Here is a 21,766-nt window from a genome sequence, read left to right as displayed (position 1 = left end):
TGCAGGAAGGCGGCGACGCAGTGAATCCCCGGGAGCGTACTCCAGTACGTGACTGGGGTGAACAAGGAAAGCCAACGCACATGCAACTTGAAGTATGACGGGTATAAATACGCTTTGAATAGGACGGGCATATTGGGTTGTCATTCACCGCCGACGGGGTTGCGCAGAAGCAGAAATGCCACCCGGCAAACCGCCGGGTGGCATGGATAACATCGGTAATGCTGAATAATCAGGCCAGAACTAAATCGCCCTGCGGATGGCAGGAGCAGGCCAGCACATAACCGTCGGCGATTTCCGCATCGGTCAGCGTCATGGTGCTGCTGACCGTATATTCACCGGAAACCACTTTGGTTTTGCAGCAGCCGCATACGCCAGCACGACATGCCACGGTTACCGGAACTTTATTGCTTTCCAGCGCGTCCAGCAGCGTGGTGCCGACAGGCGCGTAAAACGCCTGCGCCGGTTGCAGTTTGGTGAACTTCAGGCCCCCGGTTGCCGCTTCGGCAACTGGCGTAAAGAACTTCTCTTTAAAGAAGCGCGTTACGCCGAGCGCTTTCACTTCCTGCTCAACCATGTCCATATACGGCGCCGGGCCGCAGGTCATGACGGTGCGCGATGCCAGGTCCGGCACGTTTTTCAGTAATTCAGTGGTCAGGCGACCCGCCACGAAACCGTGGGTCGCATTGTTCTCCGCCACCAGCGTGACCGGGTACTGACGCCATTCCTCAGCGAAAATCACATCCTGCGGCGAACGCACGTTGAAGATCACCTGCACATCTGCCTGCGGGCGGTATTTTGCCAGCCAGCGACGCATCGACATAATTGGCGTGACGCCGCAACCGGCCGCCAGCATCAGGAACTTGTCTTCGGCTTTGTCTTCACAGATAAAGTCGCCCATCGCATCGGACAGCCAGATAGAGTCGCCGCGTTTCACCTCGCGGGTTAACCACTGTGAACCTGCGCCTTCATCAATGCGACGGATCGTCAGCGTAATGTACTCGCTGACGCCCGGCGTGGACGAAAGGGTGTAGGCCCGCAGCGTATCCGCAGCGTTGCGAACGCTCACCAGTGCATACTGACCGGCACGGTACGGATAGTGATCGTGACACAGTAATGAGAGAGTCCACACATCCGGGGTTTCCTGATGGATGTGATGTACCTGCATTCGCCACGGACACTGAGTGGTTGGCATCGTCATTCTAAAACTCCTTACGCGCTCAACAGTTGCTGCATATCTTCTTCAACGGTGGTGACCTGACGCAGGCCAAATTTCTCGTTGAGGACAGCCAGCAGATCCGGGGTGAAGAAACCTGGCGCAGTCGGCCCGGTCACGATGTTTTTCACGCCCAGAGACAACAGCGTCAGCAGGATGACGATCGCTTTCTGTTCGAACCAGGAGAGCACCAGAGACAGCGGCAGGTCGTTCACGCCACAGCCCAGTTTTTCTGCCAGCGTGACGGCCAGAATGATGGCGGAGTAAGCGTCGTTACACTGACCGGCGTCAACCAGACGCGGCAGACCTTCGATGTCGCCGAATTCCAGTTTGTTGAAGCGGTATTTACCACAGGCCAGCGTCAGAATCAGGCAGTCATCCGGTACGCTGGTGGCGAAATCGGTGAAGTAGTTACGTTCGCCACGCGCGCCGTCACAGCCGCCCACCAGGAAGATGTGACGCAGTTTTTCGCGGCTGACCAGGTCGATCAGGCTGTCTGCTGCGCCCAGCAGCGTCTGGCGGCCGAAACCAACGGTGATCAGATGCGGGATTTCGCTGTACGGGAAGCCTGCCATCTGCTGCGCCTGGGCGATAACCGGAGAGAAATCTTCGCCTTCCAGGTGGTTCACGCCCGGCCAACCGACGATGCTGCGCGTCCAGATACGGTCATCATACGCGCCAACGGTCGGGTCGATGATACAGTTAGAGGTCATCACGATAGGGCCAGGGAAGCGGGCGAATTCAACCTGCTGGTTCTGCCAGCCGCTGCCGTAGTTACCGACCAGGTGTTTGAATTTACGCAGTTCCGGGTAACCGTGCGCAGGCAGCATTTCACCGTGGGTATAGACGTTCACGCCAGTCCCTTCGGTCTGCTCCAGCAGGTTGTACAGATCTTTCAGGTCGTGACCGGAGATCAGGATGCACTTACCTTCAACCGCTTTCACGTTAACCTGAGTCGGGGTCGGGTGGCCGTATTTGGTGGTTTCACCGGCATCCAGGATGCTCATCACTTTGAAGTTCATCTGGCCGATTTCCATAGAACATTCCAGCAGAGCGTTCATATCGGCAGGCCAGGTGCCCAGCCACGCCATGATTTTGTGGTACTGCGCGTAGATGTCGTTGTCATACTGGCCCAGAACGTGGGCGTGCTCCATGTACGCTGCCGCACCTTTCAGGCCATACAGGCAAAGCAGACGCAGGCCGAGGATGTTCTCGCCAATAGCGGCTTTGTCTTTGTTCGGGGTGAACTCGGCGGCCTGACGTTGCAAATCGCCCGGATCGTCGCTGACCAGTTGCAGGTCGGCCATCGGGTTGTTTACCGTGGCGCTTGCATCGATGTTCTGGCACTGCGCTTTCAGTGATTCGCGCAGGGCGATCGCTTCACGGGCATAGCCGACGATACGCGGAGAATCGAAGTTAACGTTGGTCAGAGTGGAGAAAAATGCACGCGGGGCAAAGTTGTCAACGTCATGATCGATGATGCCATATTCACGGGCTTTAACAGCCCATGCAGACAGACCTTGCAGGGACGCAATCAGCAGATCCTGGAGATCGGACGTTTCCGCTGTTTTACCGCACATACCCTGCGCGTAGGAGCAGCCGTTCCCCGCCGGAGTACGGATGGTTTGTTCACATTGCACACAAAACATGGTCACACCTTTTTTAAAGTTATATTTAATATACATGTTTAAGGTTATGCCTGCGGGGGAGATGAGAAAAGGTATTTCTGATACAACTTACAGGGAGATTGATTTAGCGCAAAATTGGCGGTCGAAAACAACCGCCAGAAAGGGATTATGCGGAGAAAAAGGCCATCAAAATGGGTACCAGCAGACTCAAAATGAAGCCATGAACGATAGCTGCCGGGACAATTTCCACGCCGCCTGAACGTTGCAGGACCGGTAGCGTAAAGTCCATTGATGTCGCTCCGCACAGGCCGAGTGCGGTTGAACGGCTGCGTCGTACCAGGCCGGGAATAAGCATAATTGCCAGCAGTTCCCGGGAAAGATCGTTGAAAAACGCGGCGCTACCAATAACCGGCCCGTACGATTCGGTCAGTAAAATCCCGGACAACGAATACCAGCCAAATCCGGAAGCCATTGCCAGACCGGTTTTTAACGGCAGATCGAGAATAAAGGCATTGATGACGCCAGCCAATAACGAACTGATCATGACCACGACCGCCACAATTATTCCACGGCGATTAAGGATGATTTGCCGTAGGGTCATGCCATTATTACGCAGTTGCATACCGATGAGTAACAAAAGGAAAATTAGCGTATATTCGCTGGCCTCGGTGGCGTGTTGTAAAAAAGGGATGCCGCTCAGCCCAATCAAAAAACCAATAAGCACTACGCCGCATAGCTGGAGAGATTCCATGGCCATTGCGAGACGGGAAGGTAATTTTTCCTGGCGGTGATGATTTCGCCACGGTATTTTTTGCTCAAGCCACATCAGGGCCGCAATATTGCATAGCAGGATAATAACGATGCTGACCGCTGAATAATGGAGAATCGCCAGTAGATTGCTGGCAAGATTATCGAGAAAGGCCAGGCTAATTCCCATAAAAAAGAGAATGATATAGACAATCCAGCTTAACAGCCGGTTGATCAGTTTTAATGCGGCCTGATGCTGAAGCGGAATAAGATAGCCCACAATCAGCGGAACCAAAATGATGAAAAGTCCTGAAAACATGAACAGCCGGGTCCTTTGTATGCGAAACTGCGCAATGACACTACCCAATAAAGGCTGTCAGGTAAAGGTGTAAAAAAACCGGGCGGCGCTAACGCTTACCCGGCTTACATATTGCTCTATGACCGCAGGCCAGGGAGGCATAGCCGCCACCCGATACTCCGGATCTTAATCCATTAATCGCGCTTTTCGAGCAAGGTGCGGTACAGCACGCCACCCAGAATACCGCCGATAATCGGCATCACCCAGAACAGCCACAGCTGTTGTAATGCCCAGCCGCCCTGGAAGAGCGCAACCGCGGTGCTGCGCGCCGGGTTCACCGAGGTGTTGGTGACCGGGATACTGATCAGGTGAATCAGCGTCAGCGCAAGGCCAATGGCAATGGGAGCAAAGCCTGCCGGGGCATTCTTATCGGTTGCGCCATGAATAACCAGCAAAAAGCCGCAGGTCAGGACAATCTCAATCACAATCGCGGAAAGCATTGAGAAACCGCCTGGAGAGTGCTCGCCATAACCGTTAGAGGCGAAACCGCTGGCAGCCGCGTCAAAACCTGCTTTACCGCTGGCAATAACATACAAAATAGCGGCGGCAATAATACCGCCGATAACCTGAGCGATAATATAGCCAATGACCTCTTTTGCCGGGAAGCGGCCGCCAGCCCACAAACCTAAAGTGACCGCCGGATTAAAATGCCCGCCGGAAATATGGCCCACGGCATACGCCATGGTTAATACAGTTAAACCGAAGGCTAACGCGACGCCGGCAAAGCCAATGCCTAATTCCGGAAACGCTGCGGCCAGTACAGCGCTACCGCAACCACCAAACACCAGCCAGAATGTACCAAAACATTCTGCTGCTAATTTTCTGAACATAACGACCTCAATAAAAAACGTAAACCAACATAAGTTGCCGTCTCGGCTTTTATTTATCGGCACAAATGCGACGATAAAAATAAAGGAGCGTTATTCTATGGATGTTTTCATCCGGAGACCAGCTAAAAAAGTGATGTTATTTAATTTCGAATAAGTGTGGTTAAAAAATGAACATATAGATGATGAATTATTATCTGGATTAAATGATATATACTCTAAATAATTCGTCTTGCAGGGCAAAAACGATTAACCGTTTTGAATGTGGTTCGCGCTGGTCACGAAAGGGCGAAGACCAGGGGGGCACCGGGTTATTGCCAGTATATCTGCAACAAGCAGTCCGACGGGTATATACTGCTGGTAATTGAAGGATAAAGTGGCTAGCGGGCGGAGGGGATATGCATCTTGAGCGCGTCGAAATTGTAGGCTTCCGCGGTATCAACCGTTTATCGTTGATGCTGGAGCAAAATAACGTGCTGATTGGCGAAAATGCATGGGGTAAATCCAGCCTGCTGGATGCCCTGACGTTACTCTTATCGCCAGAGTCTGAACTTTACCATTTTGTCCGTGAGGATTTTTGGTTTCCGCCCGGTGATATTCAGGGGCGAGAGCGTCATTTGCATATTATCCTGACCTTCCGTGAAAATGACCCCGGTCGTTATCGGGTGCGTCGTTATCGGCCCCTTAGTCATTGCTGGGTACCCTGTGATGATGGTTTTCAGCGGATTTTTTATCGCCTGGAGGGAGAGCTTGCCGATGATGATGGCGTCATGACGCTGCGTAGTTTTATCAATGGCGAAGGGGAGGCCCTGAAACTGGCGGATATTGACGAGCTGGCCCGGCACCTGGTGAGATTAATGCCCGTTCTGCGATTGCGCGATGCCCGATTTATGCGGCGGATCCACAACGGTACCGTGCCGCATTCTCCACAGATTGAGATTACTGCCCGCCAGCTTGACTTTCTCTCCCGTGAGCTGGTGCATCACCCGCAAAATTTGACCGATAGCCAGATACGGCAAGGGCTGTCGGCAATGGTGCAGTTACTGGAACACTATTTTGCCGAGCAGAGCAGCGCGCAATCGCGTAACCGCCTGATGCGCCGCTATTCACACGATGAACAACGTAGCTGGCGTTATCTGGATATTATCAACCGGATGATCGATAAGCCCGGCGGCCGCAGCCATCGGGTCATTTTGCTGGGTTTATTCGCTACGCTATTGCAGGCAAAAGGAACTGTCCGGCTCGATCGCGACGCGCGACCGTTACTGCTGATTGAGGATCCTGAGACCCGGTTGCATCCTATTATGTTGTCTGTGGCCTGGCATTTGCTCAATTTGTTGCCGTTACAGAGAGTGACGACCACTAATTCCGGTGAATTATTGTCGCTGACGCCCGTTGAGTACGTTTGCCGACTGGTGCGTGAATCATCGCGGGTGTCAGCCTGGCGGCTCGGGCCCGGCGGGATGAATGCGGAAGACAGTCGGCGTATCGCTTTTCATATCCGTTTTAACCGCGCGTCATCGCTGTTTGCCCGCTGCTGGCTGTTGGTCGAAGGTGAAACGGAAACCTGGGTTATTAACGAGCTGGCCCGTCAGTGCGGTCATCACTTTGATGCGGAAGGGGTGAAAGTTATTGAGTTCGCCCAGTCGGGATTAAAACCGCTTATTAAATTCGCGCGGCGTATGGGCATTGAGTGGCATGTGCTGGTCGATGGCGATGAGGCCGGGAAAAAATATGCGGCGACGGTTCGCGGGCTGTTGAATGACGATAAAATGCTGGAACGCGATCACCTGACGGCACTACCGGCAATGGATATGGAACATTTTATGTATCGTCAGGGGTTCGATGATGTTTACCACCGGGTGGCGCAATTGCCAATGAATCTGCCAATGAACATGCGGCGGGTGATTACCAAGGCGATTCATCGCTCGTCAAAACCGGACCTGGCGATTGAGGTGGCGATGGAGGCAGGCCGTCGCGGCGTGGATGCGGTGCCGGCGCTGTTGAAAAAAATGTTTTCGCGTGTGCTGTGGCTGGCGCGCGGTCGGGCGGATTAGCTTACTCTGCGGCTACTCTCTGTTTTACCGGCGGCGTGTGATGTCTGGTCTGGCCTTGAAAACCGCTGAACGGGCCACATGTAGATTACAGTTGTTGCTGGGTCCGGTGGCGGTGATGTCGCCGGGCCTGCGAGTGACGATAAAAAATGCCAGTCAGAAGGACTGGCATTTTGCTGGCGGGATGTACACAATGAAGCAAAAGAGTTATGCGGCCGTTTCCGCTTCCACAGGGACAATCACGCTGGCGTGGTTACCTTTTGGCCCCTGGTGAACATCAAACCGAACGGCTTGTCCGGCTTTTAGCGTTCTGTAACCATCCATCTGGATGGTAGAATAATGGGCGAAAATGTCTTCGCCGCCGCCCTCAGGGCAAATAAAACCGAACCCTTTAGCATTGTTGAACCACTTAACAGTACCCATTTCCATACTTCGACATCCTTCGTAAATCTTATATAAGTAAGATGGAATGAACCGATAGTGGAGTGACGAGTTGTTCAATTGCTCGCCAACTCTCGCCACTACAATTTAGAGAAATCAGGAAATGCGTCAAGCGATTGACGTGGGGAGACGGTGAAAAATGCGTCAAAACTTGAAGCAGTTAACGCTATTGCCGGGGAATGTGACAGACGTCGCGGATGGAAGTAATAGATGATAATTATCTATGATCTATTGTAGATTTGTGATGTGCATAGCCTTTGGTCATTGACAGGCCACCGCCTGTTGGCTACAGCAACCGATGATGAACAGTGACGATGAGTAAGAAAGACTGGCTGGACTTCGAGCAGCTCGTAGAGGACGAAGTTAAAGATGCGCTTAAACCGCCATCTATGTATAAAGTGATATTAGTCAACGATGACTACACGCCAATGGAATTTGTTATTGACGTGTTACAAAAATTCTTTTCTTATGATGTTGAACGTGCAACGCAACTGATGCTAATGGTCCATTATCAAGGTAAAGCGATTTGTGGCGTGTTTACCGCAGAAGTCGCGGAAACCAAAGTCTCGATGGTGAATCAATACGCGAGGGAGAACGAGCATCCGTTGTTGTGTACGCTAGAAAAAGCCTGAATACAGGCAACAAAACTTGGGGGAGGTGCCTATGCTCAATCAAGAACTGGAACTCAGTTTAAACATGGCTTTCGCCAGAGCGCGCGAGCACCGTCATGAGTTCATGACCGTCGAGCACTTGTTGCTGGCGCTGCTTAGCAACCCTTCGGCCCGCGAAGCGCTTGAAGCGTGTTCAGTGGACCTGGTCGCGCTGCGTCAGGAACTTGAAGCCTTCATCGAACAGACCACGCCCGTTCTGCCTGCAACGGAAGAAGAGCGTGACACTCAGCCGACGCTGAGCTTCCAGCGCGTGCTGCAGCGTGCCGTTTTCCACGTTCAATCCTCCGGACGTAGCGAAGTCACTGGCGCCAATGTCCTGGTCGCAATTTTTAGCGAACAGGAGTCCCAGGCGGCATATCTGCTGCGTAAACATGAAGTCAGCCGCCTTGATGTGGTGAATTTCATCTCTCACGGTACGCGTAAAGATGAGCCAGGCCAATCTGCTGATAACAGCGCCAGCCAGCCTGGCAGCAGTGAAGAGCAAGCAGGCGGGGAGGATCGTATGGAAAACTTCACCACCAACCTCAATCAGCTTGCTCGCGTTGGCGGTATCGATCCGCTGATCGGCCGCGAGAAAGAGCTGGAACGTGCTATTCAGGTTCTTTGTCGTCGCCGCAAAAATAACCCGCTGCTGGTGGGAGAGTCCGGCGTCGGTAAAACCGCCATTGCCGAAGGGCTTGCCTGGCGTATCGTGCAGGGCGATGTGCCGGAAGTCATGGCCGATTGTACGATTTATTCTCTGGATATCGGTTCGCTGCTGGCAGGCACCAAATATCGCGGTGATTTTGAAAAACGCTTCAAGGCGCTGCTCAAGCAACTGGAACAGGACACCAGTAGCATTCTGTTCATTGATGAAATCCACACCATCATTGGCGCGGGAGCCGCTTCCGGCGGGCAGGTCGATGCCGCTAATCTGATTAAACCGCTGCTCTCCAGCGGCAAGATCCGGGTGATCGGTTCGACGACCTACCAGGAGTTCAGCAATATCTTTGAAAAAGATCGTGCGCTGGCGCGTCGCTTCCAGAAAATCGATATCACCGAACCTTCCGTGGAAGAGACGGTGCAGATTATCAACGGCCTGAAGCCGAAGTACGAAGCGCACCACGACGTGCGTTATACCGCCAAAGCGGTGCGTGCCGCGGTGGAGCTGGCGGTGAAATATATTAACGATCGTCATCTGCCGGATAAAGCGATTGACGTGATTGACGAAGCCGGAGCGCGGGCGCGCTTAATTCCGGTGAGCAAACGTAAGAAAACGGTTAACGTGGCGGATATTGAGTCCGTGGTGGCACGGATCGCGCGTATTCCTGAAAAGAGCGTTTCCCGCAGCGATCGCGATACGCTGAAAAACCTCGGCGATCGTCTGAAGATGCTGGTCTTTGGTCAGGATAAGGCGATTGAGGCATTAACTGAAGCCATCAAGATGGCGCGTGCCGGGCTTGGTCATGAACACAAACCAGTCGGTTCTTTCCTGTTCGCCGGGCCGACCGGAGTCGGGAAAACCGAAGTCACCGTGCAACTGGCGAAGTCTCTGGGTATTGAACTGCTGCGTTTTGATATGTCCGAATATATGGAGCGTCATACCGTCAGCCGTTTAATTGGCGCGCCTCCGGGCTATGTTGGTTTCGATCAGGGCGGGCTGCTGACCGATGCGGTGATTAAGCATCCGCACGCGGTGCTGCTGCTGGATGAAATTGAAAAAGCGCACCCGGACGTCTTTAACCTGCTGCTGCAGGTGATGGATAACGGCACGCTGACCGATAACAACGGCCGCAAAGCGGATTTCCGCAACGTGGTGCTGGTGATGACCACCAACGCCGGAGTGCGCGAAACCGAGCGTAAATCTATCGGTCTTATTCATCAGGACAACAGTCCGGATGCGATGGATGAGATTAAAAAGATCTTTACGCCGGAGTTCCGTAACCGTCTCGATAACATTATCTGGTTCGATCACCTGTCGACGACGGTTATTCACCAGGTGGTGGATAAGTTTATCGTCGAACTGCAGGTTCAACTGGATCAGAAAGGCGTGTCGCTTGAAGTTAGCCAGGAAGCGCGTGACTGGCTGGCGGAGAAAGGCTATGACCGGGCCATGGGCGCACGTCCAATGGCCCGGGTGATCCAGGACAATCTGAAAAAACCGCTGGCCAACGAACTGCTGTTTGGTTCACTGGTTGATGGCGGTCAGGTGACCGTTAAACTGGATAAAGAGAAAAACGCGCTGACCTACGGCTTCCAGAGTGCGCAGAAGCACAAACCGGAAGCGGCGCATTAATCTTATAGTCGTGCATCTATAACCGGCCTTTGGGCCGGTTTTTTTACATCCTTGTGCTGGACGTTTTTTAACCTTGGATATTAGGGGGATCGATAGAATTGGTCGGTTAATTTTAACGATAACTTTATGGTAGAGCGGAACGTGTTGGATGCATTGCCGTACAGGTAGCTTAGAAAAAAGTTACACCGGGTATTACCAGACCAATGAGGTTCACTGCCGTACAGGCAGCCAATATTGGGGCAAGTATCAGCCCGGGATGATCGGAAATAAACGAAAAAGCCGGGAGATATCCCGGCCTTCTGCATCTGGCACCTCAGGTGCAAAAACGATCAGCGACTACGGAAGACAATGCGGCCTTTGCTCAGGTCGTACGGGGTCAGCTCAACAGTCACTTTGTCGCCCGTCAGAATGCGGATGTAGTTTTTACGCATTTTACCGGAAATATGCGCAGTTACCACGTGACCGTTTTCCAGTTCTACGCGGAACATAGTGTTAGGCAACGTATCAAGTACGGTGCCCTGCATTTCAATATTGTCTTCTTTGGCCATCTAGTCCTCTGGGGTATCACTACCGTAGTTTTGAACCGGCAAGATAATGCCGAAGTTCAGCAAGTAAGTAAAGTTTTACATATACCCGCCATCCTTCAAGTTGCATGCGCGTTGACAGCATGTACCCGGAATATCCCTGAGTATCGCCCTCGTGGCGAACAACGTGCAGATTGTCGTTTATCCCGGCCGCCTGCTGTAGCCGTTGGAGGATTCAGTGTCCCGCAACTTGAATTATTTAGGGTAAAATCGCCGAAGTCGTTTCGGCGCATTGCCCGCAATTCACGCGGATAAACCGGGTGACAGGCGCAAACGTAAAGGGGAGTGACAGAACGATGGGCGTTATCTGACTCTTATTATTCCCAAACGGCGACGGGGCAACGGGCAGAAGCTACTCTACCGCGCAATTATACCATCCCAGCAAAAAATGTGCTGAAAACATTTATGCATCGCCTGCAAATAGCAACCTGGGCACCCAGAATCGCTCCGGCAGACGCCAGGTTCGCAGCACTGAGAGATAGTCGAGATAATCGCGGCGGGAGATTTCTACCGCGCCTAAAGAGGCGGTATGCTTATTGAGAACCTGACAATCGATTAATTTTCCTCCGTTCTGCATAAAGATCTGGCTAAAGACCAGTAATGCCGTTTTAGAGGCGTTTGCCGCACGGCTGAACATCGACTCTCCGCAAAATAGCGCGCCCTGTGCGACGCCGTACATGCCGCCGACTAATTCATCTCCCTGCCACACTTCAATAGAATGGGCATGGCCCAACTCATGCAACTGGTGATACGCCTGAACGATACCCGGCGTTATCCATGTTCCTTCATCACGGTGATCGGCGCATCCTTCAATGACCTGGCCAAAGGCGTAATTCAACGTGACACGATAAGGCGAACGCTGATGAAAGCGCTTCATACTGCGGCTGAGATGGAATTTCTCCGGCCATAGTACCGCCCGCGGGTCGGGGGACCACCATAAAATAGGGTCACCCGGCGAAAACCACGGGAAAATACCGCGCTGATAGGCCATCAGCAAACGCGCCGGGCTAAGATCGCCTCCCAGCGCTAATAAACCATTAGGCTCACGCAAAGCGCCCTCCGGGGAAGGGAAGGCGATGGAATGATGAGAGAGCTGAACCAGGCGCATTTTTACCTCAGTACATCACAGGCAAAGATTCAATAATGACTTACAGGCGCTGCTTAAACTGGTAGTAACGCCCCTGTTCAGCCAGCAGTTCTGCGTGACTACCTTGCTCAATAATCTTCCCGTTGTCCATGACAATTATCTGATTAAAACGCGCAAGCCCGCGCAGACGATGCGTCACCATTAATACGGTTTTTTGACGCATCACTTGCGCAAGTAAATCAAGGATTTGGCTTTCCGTTGTTGCATCCAGTCCTTCGGTGGGTTCATCAAGCAGCATAAGCGGCGCATCATGAAGCAGGGCGCGGGCGATAGCCAGCCTGCGCAGCTCGCCGCCGGAGAGCTGGCGGCCGCCTTCACCCAACCAGCTATTAAGGCCGCTGTCCTCAAGCAATTTTTCTAAACCCACGCGCTCAAGCGTTGCTGAAAGCTGAGCATCGTTGGCATGAGGGGAGGCCAGCAGCAGGTTATCGCGCAGCGTGGCGCTAAACAGGTGCACGCGCTGCGGCACGACGCTCATTGTCTGGCGTAGCGTCGCCTCAGTAAGGTGTGCCAGAGGCTGGTCGTTGAGTAATATTTCGCCGTGAGCCGGATCCCAGGCACGCGTCAGCAACTGCAACAGGGTCGATTTCCCGCAACCTGTTCGTCCCAGAATGGCGATATGCTCCCCGGCCTTGACCTGTAACGATACATTCTCCAGCGCGGGGGCGGGCTGCTGAGGATAGCGAAAGGTGACTTGATTGAAGATCAATGCCACCTGCTGCGGCGTGGCCGTCGTTCCCTGGGGAAAGGTCACTTCCGGCTGCTGCTCGGTGATTTGCGTGATCCGCTGCGCCGAGGCGATCACCTGACCCAGATGCTGGAATGCGCCGGTGACCGGTGCTAAAGCTTCGAACGCCGCCAGCGCACAGAAAACAAACAGCGCAATCAGCGCACCTGGATGAGTATTACCGCCTACGTCCGCAGAGGCGAGCCACAGCATGGTGATAACCGCAATACCGCCAATCAGTAACATCAGCGCCTGGGAGAGCGCGGTGAGCTCCGCCTGGCGACGCTGTGCATCCTGCCAACGAACTTCGGTTTTTGCCATCTGCTGCCGATAACGATCGCTGGCGTTGAACAGCATCAGTTCCGCCTGCCCCTGTAGCCAGGCGGTGAGCTGCTGGCGATATTGCCCGCGAAGTTGAGTCATGCTTTCACCTGCCGGCTTGCCCGCGCGATAAAACAGCGGCGGCAGTACCAGCAGGGTGAACAGCATAATGCCGCCGAGAGTCAGGGCCAGAGTCACATCCAGTACGCTCAGACCGACAGTGACAACGAGTATCACCACCAGAGCGCCTGCCAGCGGCGATATCACGCGGAGATAGAGATGATCCAGGGTATCGACATCAGCAACCACTCTGTTCAGCAACTCGCCCTGACGAAAGCGCGCCAGCCCGGCAGGGGAGAGCGGCAGCAGTTTACTGAAGGTAAACACGCGCAGATGTTGCAGGACGCGGAAGGTGGCGTCGTGGCTCACCAGACGTTCAAAGTAGCGGCCAGCGGTGCGAATAATTGCCGCGCCGCGTACGCCAGCGGCAGGCAGCATATAGTTAAAGCTGTAGAGACCCGCGACGCCAACAATGGCGGATGCAGACAGAAACCAACCGGACAGCGTTAACAAGCTAATACTGGCCAGTAGCGTGACAATAGCCAGCACGATGCCGAGCAACAGCAGCCATTTGTGCCGTTTGTATAGCACCAGGTAAGGCAATAATGCGCGCATTTAAATCTCCTCCTGACGATGAGCGAGCAGTCTTGAGAAGGGGCCGCCAGCAGAAGCCAACTGCGAATAACTGCCTTGCTCGACAATTTGGCCATCCTGCATAACCCAGATGGCATCCCATTGCGCAAGATCTTCCAGTTGATGGGTGATCATTAATGTTGTCTGCTGCATTGATGCGTCTGTGAGCGCCTGCATAACCCGCTGCTCGCTGTGAGCATCCAGGCTGGCTGCGGGTTCATCGAGCAGTAACAGGCGACACGGCATCAGCAGCGCCCGCGCAACGGCGACGCGTTGCGCCTGGCCAACCGACAGCCGACCCGCCTGATCGCCGGGCGGTGTGTTGATCCCTTGCGGCAACTGGGAGATAAATTCGCTGACCCAGGCTTTATCCAGCGCAAGCTGTAACTGCGCCTCGGTAGCTTCAGGGCATGCCAGTAGCACGTTTTCGCGTAGCGTCGCTGCAGGCAACTGCGGGTTTTGTCCAACCCAGCTCAGGAGACTTCGCCAGTGGTTGGCATCGAGGCTGTTTAACTCTACGCCGTTAACGCTGAGCGAGCCATCATAGGGAAGAAAGCCGGTTAACGTATTAAGTAACGAGCTTTTGCCCGAGCCGCTTTGCCCAACCAGCACGACGCGTTCACCCGCGCGTAATGAAAAATTCAGCGGCCCGGCCAGCACTTTCCCTTCCGGGGATTTAATCAACAGGTCGCGAGCTTCCAGACTAACCATTTCATTATCGCTTAATATCTTTTCACCACGTTCGGCCTGAGCCAGCGGCGTTTCCATAAAGGTTTTCAGGCTGTCCGCGGCACCAGTAGCCTGAGCTTTGGCATGATAAAAAGTCCCTAAGTCGCGTAGCGGCTGGAAAAACTCCGGGGCCAGAATCAAGGCCAGAAAACCGGACATCAAGGTCACCCCCGTGCCGTAATGACCAAAATTGAGTTCGCCCAGATAGGAGAAACCAAAATAAACGGCGACCAGCGCAATAGAGAGCGAGGTGAAAAACTCCAGCACGCCGGAAGAGAGAAACGCCAGGCGCAGCACTTCCATCGTCCGCTGGCGGAAATCTTCGGAGGCCTGGCGAATATTGTCCGTTTCCGCGTTGCCGCGGTGAAAAATTCGCAGCGTTTCCATGCCGCGCAGACGATCGAGAAAATGGCCGCTCAAACGCGCAAGAGCAAGAAAGTTTCGTCGGTTGGCATCTGCCGCCCCCATTCCGACCAACGCCATAAACAGCGGAATTAGCGGCGCGGTACCCAGCAGGATAAGCGCCGCCGCCCAGTTATCAGGGAAAATGGTGATGACAATCAGTAAAGGCACGCAGGCCGCCAGCGTCATCTGCGGCAGATAGCGCGCATAGTAGTCATGCATATCGTCGATCTGTTCAAGGATCAGCGTTGCCCAGCTTCCTGCAGGTTTACCCTGTATCCACGCCGGTCCCGCCTGCTGCAGGCGATTGAGGACCTGACGGCGAATCTCGGTGCGGATATATTGACCAGCCTGAAAACCAACCCGTTCACGCAGCCACACGAGCCAGGCACGAAGCACAAAGACCAGGACCAGTAACGTAAAAGGCAGCAGCAGCGCCGTTGCGGGGATATTTTCCATGATCATGCGATGGAGGATCCGCGCCAGCAGCCAGGCCTGAGCAACGATTAGCAAGCCGCTAACGACGCCCAACAGACGGGAAATCATCACCCAGCGACGGGAGATAATGCTTTGATCTTTTAACCAACGGGTTAACTCTTGTTGACGGCTTTTGTTCATTGCGCGCTTAGCAGGTGTTGTTATGGGTTTTTTGGGCACGACAATGTTACAACGAGGCAAAAATAAAGGCGACTTTTCGTCGCCTTATTTACCTTTGTTACTGACTTGTAAAGATTATTTGCAAGCGTCCGCTAAACCATCCAGATAACGCTCTGCATCCAGCGCAGCCATGCAGCCTGTACCAGCGGAAGTAATGGCCTGACGGTAGATATGATCCATTACGTCGCCCGCAGCAAAGACGCCCGGTATGCTGGTCTGGGTGGCATTGCCGTGGATACCGGACTGAACTTTAATATAGCCGTTCTCCAGCGCCAGTTGACCGGCGAAAATGGCCGTATTCGGGCTGTGGCCGATAGCAACGAACAGTCCCGCGACTTCCAGCGATTCAATGTTGTCAGCATTCTGCGTATCACGCAGGCGTAAACCGCTTACCCCCATCTGGTCGCCGGTGACTTCTTCCAGCGTACGGTTGGTATGCAGCACGATATTGCCGCTTTCCACTTTGTCCATCAGGCGCTTGATAAGGATTTTTTCCGCACGGAAGCTGTCGCGGCGGTGGATCAGGTGCACTTCGGAAGCAATATTAGACAGATACAGCGCTTCTTCCACCGCCGTGTTACCGCCGCCGATCACGGCGACTTTCTGGTTACGGTAGAAGAAACCGTCGCAGGTGGCGCAGGCGGAAACGCCGCGGCCTTTAAATTCGTCTTCCGATGGCAGACCCAGATAGCGAGCGGACGCGCCGGTGGCGATGATCAGAGCATCACAGGTGTATTCACCGCTGTCGCCCACCAGGCGGAAGGGACGGTTTTGCAGATCGACGCTGTTGATATGATCGAAAATAATTTCGGTATCAAACTTGGTGGCATGCTCGTGCATACGCTCCATCAGCAGCGGTCCGGTCAGATCGTTAGGATCGCCTGGCCAGTTTTCCACTTCAGTGGTGGTGGTCAGTTGACCGCCTTTTTCCATCCCGGTAATCAGTACCGGCTGCAGATTTGCGCGCGCGGCATAGACCGCAGCGGTATATCCCGCAGGTCCAGAACCAAGAATAAGCAGTTTACTGTGTTTGGCCGTGCCCATGAGATCCTCATAATTTATTGGCATACATGAGCTGGATTGTAGGGAATTTGTTGTCGTAAAAAAAGAGCGCGGCGGTTTTGTTAACGATATGTGCAATAGAGGCTGCCGATTAATTGGCGATTTAACGAACGGAGAATATAACTAATTCTACTGTTAGCGGGACAATTATAAGAGGAAAACATGAGAATCAATGGGTGAGGATAATGAATATCTGGCATCTTGTACTAAAAAACGATGTTTTGCTTTGACAATCCCCTGTGCTTTTGCGAAAACATTCATGGAAGAAGAAAAGCAGTGTTTGGTGTGCGGCGAATTTTCATGCACGCAAATGCCATTTTTATCCGGGTTAGCGAAATCTACGCATGGTGTGGACAGACGCCATGCGTGATGTCGGTAGCTGCCGTCAGGCAACGGGCTTCTCACGTACCCCTGGATTACCCAATGTCGTACGGGTAATAACAGGATGGACTCTGGCAGTGAAGGCTCAGAGTCGGAACAGGAGTAGGGAAGGAATACAGAGAGACAATAATAATGGTAGATAGCAAGAAGCGCCCTGGCAAAGATCTTGACCGCATTGATCGCAATATTTTGAATGAATTGCAAAAAGACGGGCGTATTTCCAACGTCGAGCTTTCTAAACGGGTGGGACTTTCTCCGACGCCTTGCCTTGAGCGTGTGCGTCGTCTGGAAAGACAGGGTTTTATTCAGGGTTATACAGCGCTGCTTAACCCACATTATCTGGATGCATCACTTCTGGTATTTGTTGAGATTACTCTGAATCGTGGCGCGCCGGATGTGTTTGAGCAATTTAACTCCGCTGTGCAAAAACTTGAAGAAATTCAAGAGTGCCATCTGGTGTCCGGGGATTTCGATTATTTGTTGAAAACTCGCGTACCGGATATGTCCGCGTATCGTAAGCTACTGGGCGAGACCTTGCTGCGCCTGCCGGGCGTAAATGACACCCGTACCTACGTGGTAATGGAAGAAGTCAAGCAAAGTAATCGTCTGGTAATCAAGACGCGCTAACACGGAACAGGTGCAAAATCGACGTAGTTTGATTACACTCCTGTTAATCCATACAGCAACAGTGCCGGGGAGACTCGGCGCTGTTGTCCGTTTTAGCTGAAGGCAGGAAACAGCCTGATACCTGGAGAGCCTTTCTTGAGCCAGGAATATACTGAAGACAAAGAAGTCAAATTTACAAAGCTTAGTAGCGGGCGCCGGCTCCTTGAGGCGTTGCTTATCCTTTGCTCCCTTTTTGCCATCTGGTTGATGGTAGCCTTACTCAGCTTTAATCCATCGGATCCTAGCTGGTCACAAACGGCGTGGCATGAGCCTATTCATAACATCGGCGGTGCGCCGGGCGCCTGGCTTGCCGATACGCTATTTTTTATTTTCGGCGTAATGGCCTATACCATTCCGGTGATTATTATCGGCGGCTGCTGGTTTGCCTGGCGTCATCAGGAAAATGACGAGTACATCGACTATTTTGCCGTTTCTTTGCGGTTGATTGGCGCGCTGGCGCTGATCCTCACTTCCTGTGGGCTGGCGGCTATCAATGCGGATGATATCTGGTATTTTGCCTCCGGCGGGGTGATTGGCAGCCTGCTGAGCACCACGCTGCAACCGCTGCTGCACAGTAGCGGCGGGACAATTGCGCTGCTTTGTCTCTGGGCGGCAGGGCTGACGCTGTTTACCGGCTGGTCCTGGGTTACCATCGCTGAAAAACTCGGCGGGATTATTCTTTCTGTTCTGACTTTTGCCAGCAACCGTACTCGTCGTGATGATACCTGGGTCGATGAAGACGAATACGAAGAGGATGAAGAAGATTATGTGGACGATGCGCCTGCGAAACCGCAAGGTTCACGTCGCGCGCGGATTTTACGCGGTGCTTTAGCGCGCCGTCAGCGGCTGGCAGAGAAGTTTTCCAACCCGATGGGGCGTAAGACCGATGCCGCGTTGTTCTCCGGTAAGCGGATGGATGATGCTGAAGAAGCATTTCAGTATAGCGCTGGCGGTACGCCTGTTGCCGCTGATGACGTGCTTTTTTCCGGTTCCAGCGCCGCGCGTCCGGCGGATGCCGATGATGTTTTATTCTCCGGAACCCGTGCCGCTCGGCCAGGCGATTTTGACCCGTACGATCCGCTGCTCAATGGCCATCGCATTGCCGATCCTGTAGATGCTGCCGCGCAGGATACCGCCGTTCCTCAGGCCTGGTCTGAACCGCAGGTCGGGCAAGCGTTTCGTTCAGAAGAACCACCTGAACCTGCGTACCCGCCGCAGCATGGGTATCAGCCGGAGCAGGCACTGCAGCAGCCGCCAGTATATCAGGCTGAACCTGCGTACCCGCCGCAGCATGGGTATCAGCCGGAGCAGGCACTGCAGCAGCCGCCAGTATATCAGGCTGAACCTGCGTATCCGCCGCAGCATGGGTATCAGCCGGAGCAGCAGGCAGCGCAGCAGCCGCCAGTATATCAGGCTGAACCTGCGTACCCGCCGCAGCATGAGTATCAGCCGGAGCAGCCACCGCAGCAGCCGTCAGTTTATCAAACTGAAGATGTGTATCAGCCGCAACAATATGTACAGCAGCCGGAACAGCCCGTTGCCACTTCTCCCGTTGAGCCTGAGGTTCCACAAGAGGAAGTGAAACCCCAGCGTCCGCCCATGTACTATTTCGAAGAAGTGGAAGAGAAACGCGCGCGTGAACGTGAGCAGCTTGCCGCCTGGTATCAACCTGTTCCAGAACCTGTCAGCCCGGTTGAGACAAAACCGATCTCTCCTCCGCCTTCATCGTCGGTTGGTGTCGCTGCTTCAGGCGCGCTGGCCGCTGGCGTTCACCAGGCGACGGGAGCCGTTTCCGCAAATGCTGCCGGGGCTTCCGCTGTATCGGCAACGGCCAGTTCCGCGCCGCTCGTCCGCCCGGCATCTGGCGGCCCTCGTGCGCAGGTAAAAGAAGGGATCGGTCCGAAGCTGCCGCGACCTAACCGCGTTCGCGTGCCGACGCGCCGTGAACTGGCGTCCTATGGTATTAAGCTTCCCTCACAGCGATTAGCTGAAGAACGTGCGCGTAAGGCAGAGCATCAGCATTATAATGATCCGTCTCTGACGGACGAGGAAGCTGCAGAGCTTGAGCAGCACGAACTGGCGCGTCAGTTCGCCGCTTCGCAAAATCAGCGCTATGGTGAACATTATGTGGCGGAAGAAGATAACGCGGATGAAGATTCTGCCGCTGAAGCTGAGCTTGCCCGCCAGTTTGCCGCTTCTCAACAGCAACGCTACGCGAGCGAGCAGCCGCCGGGATCGCATCCGTTCTCTGCCGCGGATTATGAATTTTCGCCAATGAAGGCGTTAGTTGATGATGCGCCGAGTGAGCCCGTCTTTATGCCGATGCCGGAAGTGCAGCAACCTGCTTCACATCACCCGCAGCCGCAGTCGGCGCATCAGCCGATGTCGTATCAGCATGCGGGCCATCAGCCGCAACATGCGCCGCACCACACCGCTCAACACGTACAGCAGCCGTCGGCTTCGTCTCCGCAACAGGCGCCTGTCAGCCAGCCGCAACCGCATACGCCACATGGGCAGGTGCCGTCGCAGCCAGCCGCGCAGCCGCAGGAAAGCCTGATTCATCCGCTATTGATGCGCAATGGCGATAGTCGGCCGTTACAGAAGCCGACGACGCTTCTGCCGTCGCTTGACTTACTCACGCCGCCGCCAGCTGAAGTCGAACCGATAGATACTTTTGCCCTTGAGCAGATGGCGCGTCTGGTTGAAGCGCGTCTGGCCGATTTCCGTATTAAGGCTGATGTGGTGAACTACTCGCCAGGCCCGGTTATCACCCGCTTTGAGCTTAATCTGGCACCGGGGGTGAAAGCGGCGCGGATTTCGAATTTGTCGCGAGATTTGGCCCGCTCTCTGTCCACCGCAGCGGTTCGTGTGGTGGAGGTTATTCCGGGCAAACCTTACGTCGGTCTGGAACTGCCTAACAAAAAGCGTCAGACCGTTTATCTGCGAGAAGTGCTGGATAACGTGAAATTTCGCGATAATCCGTCACCGCTTACCGTTGTTCTTGGCAAAGATATTGCGGGTGAACCGGTTACCGCCGATTTGGCGAAGATGCCGCATCTGTTGGTGGCGGGTACTACCGGTTCCGGTAAATCCGTTGGGGTCAACGCCATGATCCTCAGCATGCTCTACAAAGCGCAGCCGGAAGATGTGAAATTCATTATGATCGACCCGAAAATGCTCGAGCTGTCGGTCTATGAGGGGATTCCGCATCTGTTAACGGAAGTCGTTACCGATATGAAAGATGCCGCCAATGCGTTGCGCTGGAGCGTTAACGAGATGGAGCGCCGCTATAAACTGATGTCTGCGCTGGGCGTGCGTAATCTCGCGGGTTACAACGAGAAGATTGCGGAAGCTGCGCGCATGGGGCGGCCAATTCCGGATCCATACTGGAAGCCTGGCGACAGCATGGATGCGACGCATCCGGTACTGAAAAAAGAGCCTTACATCGTGGTTCTGGTCGACGAATTCGCCGATCTGATGATGACCGTCGGTAAGAAAGTGGAAGAGCTGATTGCGCGTCTGGCCCAGAAAGCGCGCGCTGCGGGGATCCACCTGGTGCTGGCAACTCAGCGACCATCAGTGGATGTTATTACCGGCCTTATCAAAGCGAATATCCCGACGCGTATTGCCTTTACTGTATCAAGCAAAATTGACTCGCGTACCATTCTTGATCAGGGCGGCGCTGAGTCGCTGCTGGGGATGGGCGATATGCTCTATTCCGCGCCTAACTCGACGATCCCGGTGCGCGTACATGGCGCCTTTGTGCGCGATGAAGAGGTTCATGCCGTGGTCCAGGACTGGAAAGCGCGCGGGCGGCCGCAATATGTTGCTGGCATCACCTCCGATAGCGAGGGCGAAGGCGGCAGCGGTGGCTACGATGGCGGCGAAGAGCTTGATCCCCTCTTTGATCAGGCGGTCAACTTTGTGACGGAAAAACGTAAAGCTTCCATTTCCGGAGTGCAACGTCAGTTCCGTATTGGCTATAACCGTGCCGCGCGTATCATTGAACAAATGGAAGCTCAGGGTATTGTCAGCGAACAAGGTCACAATGGTAACCGCGAAGTGCTGGCACCGCCTCCCTTCGAGTAACGGCAAGTTGGGTAAATAAGTGAAAATCAGCCTGTTCTGCTGTTCCACCGTTTTTAGCGGTCCTACATTTAGGGCAGAGCAGGCTCCCGCGTCG

Annotated in this window: 15 protein-coding genes; 5 read left to right on the top strand and 10 right to left on the bottom strand. The window is 54.0% G+C overall.

Annotated features, from left to right (window positions below; genetic code table 11):
- Positions 1 to 229 precede the first annotated feature (229 nt).
- The 4 genes from hcr to aqpZ all read right to left on the bottom strand — a co-directional run bounded on the left by hcr (position 230) and on the right by aqpZ (position 4,776).
- On the bottom strand, positions 230 to 1,198 hold the full coding sequence (gene hcr / locus FN037_RS04045; protein ID WP_142501586.1) for an NADH oxidoreductase: 969 nt from the start codon (positions 1,196 to 1,198) through the stop codon (positions 230 to 232).
- 11 nt (positions 1,199 to 1,209) lie between these two features.
- Positions 1,210 to 2,862, bottom strand: coding sequence for a hydroxylamine reductase (gene hcp, locus FN037_RS04040; RefSeq protein WP_142501585.1), 1,653 nt, complete (start codon positions 2,860 to 2,862; stop codon positions 1,210 to 1,212).
- 145 nt (positions 2,863 to 3,007) lie between these two features.
- A complete protein-coding gene (locus FN037_RS04035) occupies positions 3,008 to 3,907 on the bottom strand; it encodes a lysine exporter LysO family protein (RefSeq protein WP_138360437.1) in 900 nt (299 codons plus the stop codon).
- Positions 3,908 to 4,080: 173 nt separating this feature from the next.
- The gene (gene aqpZ / locus FN037_RS04030; protein WP_138360438.1) at positions 4,081 to 4,776 is read right to left on the bottom strand and encodes an aquaporin Z; all 696 of its coding nucleotides are present in this window, start codon (positions 4,774 to 4,776) and stop codon (positions 4,081 to 4,083) included.
- Between the two features lie 395 nt (positions 4,777 to 5,171).
- Between aqpZ and FN037_RS04025 the strand changes: the two genes are divergently transcribed.
- The gene (locus tag FN037_RS04025; protein WP_142501584.1) at positions 5,172 to 6,830 is read left to right on the top strand and encodes an ATP-dependent endonuclease; all 1,659 of its coding nucleotides are present in this window, start codon (positions 5,172 to 5,174) and stop codon (positions 6,828 to 6,830) included.
- A gap of 204 nt (positions 6,831 to 7,034) precedes the next feature.
- On the opposite strand, the gene cspD is transcribed toward FN037_RS04025, so the two are convergent.
- A complete protein-coding gene (cspD, locus tag FN037_RS04020) occupies positions 7,035 to 7,256 on the bottom strand; it encodes a cold shock-like protein CspD (RefSeq protein WP_002896516.1) in 222 nt (73 codons plus the stop codon).
- Between the two features lie 326 nt (positions 7,257 to 7,582).
- On the opposite strand from cspD, the gene clpS reads away from it, so the two are divergent.
- Together clpS and clpA are read left to right on the top strand one after the other, a co-directional pair.
- The gene (clpS, locus tag FN037_RS04015; protein ID WP_138360440.1) at positions 7,583 to 7,900 is read left to right on the top strand and encodes an ATP-dependent Clp protease adapter ClpS; all 318 of its coding nucleotides are present in this window, start codon (positions 7,583 to 7,585) and stop codon (positions 7,898 to 7,900) included.
- A 31-nt stretch (positions 7,901 to 7,931) separates the two neighbouring features.
- Entirely contained in the window at positions 7,932 to 10,214 is a 2,283-nt protein-coding gene (clpA, locus tag FN037_RS04010; protein WP_138360441.1) for an ATP-dependent Clp protease ATP-binding subunit ClpA, read from the top strand.
- Positions 10,215 to 10,543: 329 nt separating this feature from the next.
- Here the strand turns inward: clpA and infA are convergent, their stop codons facing one another.
- From infA to trxB, 5 genes are all read right to left on the bottom strand, one after another.
- On the bottom strand, positions 10,544 to 10,762 hold the full coding sequence (gene infA, locus FN037_RS04005) for a translation initiation factor IF-1 (protein ID WP_002211347.1): 219 nt from the start codon (positions 10,760 to 10,762) through the stop codon (positions 10,544 to 10,546).
- A 439-nt stretch (positions 10,763 to 11,201) separates the two neighbouring features.
- Positions 11,202 to 11,906 carry a leucyl/phenylalanyl-tRNA--protein transferase gene (gene aat, locus FN037_RS04000; protein WP_138360442.1) on the bottom strand — a complete coding sequence of 235 codons (705 nt, stop codon included), beginning with the start codon at positions 11,904 to 11,906 and terminating at the stop codon, positions 11,202 to 11,204.
- Between the two features lie 40 nt (positions 11,907 to 11,946).
- Positions 11,947 to 13,668, bottom strand: a complete 1,722-nt coding sequence (cydC, locus tag FN037_RS03995; RefSeq protein ID WP_142501583.1) for a heme ABC transporter ATP-binding protein/permease CydC — start codon at positions 13,666 to 13,668, stop codon at positions 11,947 to 11,949.
- On the bottom strand, positions 13,669 to 15,435 hold the full coding sequence (gene cydD / locus FN037_RS03990) for a heme ABC transporter permease/ATP-binding protein CydD (protein ID WP_142501582.1): 1,767 nt from the start codon (positions 15,433 to 15,435) through the stop codon (positions 13,669 to 13,671).
- Between the two features lie 114 nt (positions 15,436 to 15,549).
- Complete coding sequence (gene trxB, locus FN037_RS03985; RefSeq protein WP_138360445.1) at positions 15,550 to 16,518, bottom strand: thioredoxin-disulfide reductase; 969 nt, start codon at positions 16,516 to 16,518, stop codon at positions 15,550 to 15,552.
- Positions 16,519 to 17,049: 531 nt separating this feature from the next.
- Here trxB and lrp point away from each other — a divergent pair.
- A complete protein-coding gene (gene lrp, locus FN037_RS03980) occupies positions 17,050 to 17,544 on the top strand; it encodes a leucine-responsive transcriptional regulator Lrp (protein ID WP_002439523.1) in 495 nt (164 codons plus the stop codon).
- A 135-nt stretch (positions 17,545 to 17,679) separates the two neighbouring features.
- Positions 17,680 to 21,672 carry a DNA translocase FtsK gene (ftsK, locus tag FN037_RS03975; RefSeq protein WP_142501581.1) on the top strand — a complete coding sequence of 1,331 codons (3,993 nt, stop codon included), beginning with the start codon at positions 17,680 to 17,682 and terminating at the stop codon, positions 21,670 to 21,672.
- The last annotated feature ends 94 nt before the right edge of the window (positions 21,673 to 21,766 follow it).

Source organism: Klebsiella sp. 2680, from assembly GCF_900198535.1.
Lineage (GTDB): Bacteria > Pseudomonadota > Gammaproteobacteria > Enterobacterales > Enterobacteriaceae > Klebsiella > Klebsiella indica.
The sequence above is the reverse complement of the archived record's forward strand: the minus strand, read 5'-3'. Positions and strand labels throughout refer to the sequence as shown.

What these genes read in the sequence shown, in the direction of transcription:
- FN037_RS04025 (WP_142501584.1), top strand. Translation starts at nt 5,172, where the DNA reads ATGCATCTTGAGCGCGTCGAAATTGTAGGCTTCCGCGGTATCAACCGT.
- trxB (WP_138360445.1), bottom strand. Translation starts at nt 16,518, where the DNA reads ATGGGCACGGCCAAACACAGTAAACTGCTTATTCTTGGTTCTGGACCT.
- cydC (WP_142501583.1), bottom strand. Translation starts at nt 13,668, where the DNA reads ATGCGCGCATTATTGCCTTACCTGGTGCTATACAAACGGCACAAATGG.
- cspD (WP_002896516.1), bottom strand. Translation starts at nt 7,256, where the DNA reads ATGGAAATGGGTACTGTTAAGTGGTTCAACAATGCTAAAGGGTTCGGT.
- aat (WP_138360442.1), bottom strand. Translation starts at nt 11,906, where the DNA reads ATGCGCCTGGTTCAGCTCTCTCATCATTCCATCGCCTTCCCTTCCCCG.
- aqpZ (WP_138360438.1), bottom strand. Translation starts at nt 4,776, where the DNA reads ATGTTCAGAAAATTAGCAGCAGAATGTTTTGGTACATTCTGGCTGGTG.
- hcp (WP_142501585.1), bottom strand. Translation starts at nt 2,862, where the DNA reads ATGTTTTGTGTGCAATGTGAACAAACCATCCGTACTCCGGCGGGGAAC.
- lrp (WP_002439523.1), top strand. Translation starts at nt 17,050, where the DNA reads ATGGTAGATAGCAAGAAGCGCCCTGGCAAAGATCTTGACCGCATTGAT.
- FN037_RS04035 (WP_138360437.1), bottom strand. Translation starts at nt 3,907, where the DNA reads ATGTTTTCAGGACTTTTCATCATTTTGGTTCCGCTGATTGTGGGCTAT.
- cydD (WP_142501582.1), bottom strand. Translation starts at nt 15,435, where the DNA reads ATGAACAAAAGCCGTCAACAAGAGTTAACCCGTTGGTTAAAAGATCAA.
- clpS (WP_138360440.1), top strand. Translation starts at nt 7,583, where the DNA reads ATGAGTAAGAAAGACTGGCTGGACTTCGAGCAGCTCGTAGAGGACGAA.
- clpA (WP_138360441.1), top strand. Translation starts at nt 7,932, where the DNA reads ATGCTCAATCAAGAACTGGAACTCAGTTTAAACATGGCTTTCGCCAGA.
- hcr (WP_142501586.1), bottom strand. Translation starts at nt 1,198, where the DNA reads ATGACGATGCCAACCACTCAGTGTCCGTGGCGAATGCAGGTACATCAC.
- infA (WP_002211347.1), bottom strand. Translation starts at nt 10,762, where the DNA reads ATGGCCAAAGAAGACAATATTGAAATGCAGGGCACCGTACTTGATACG.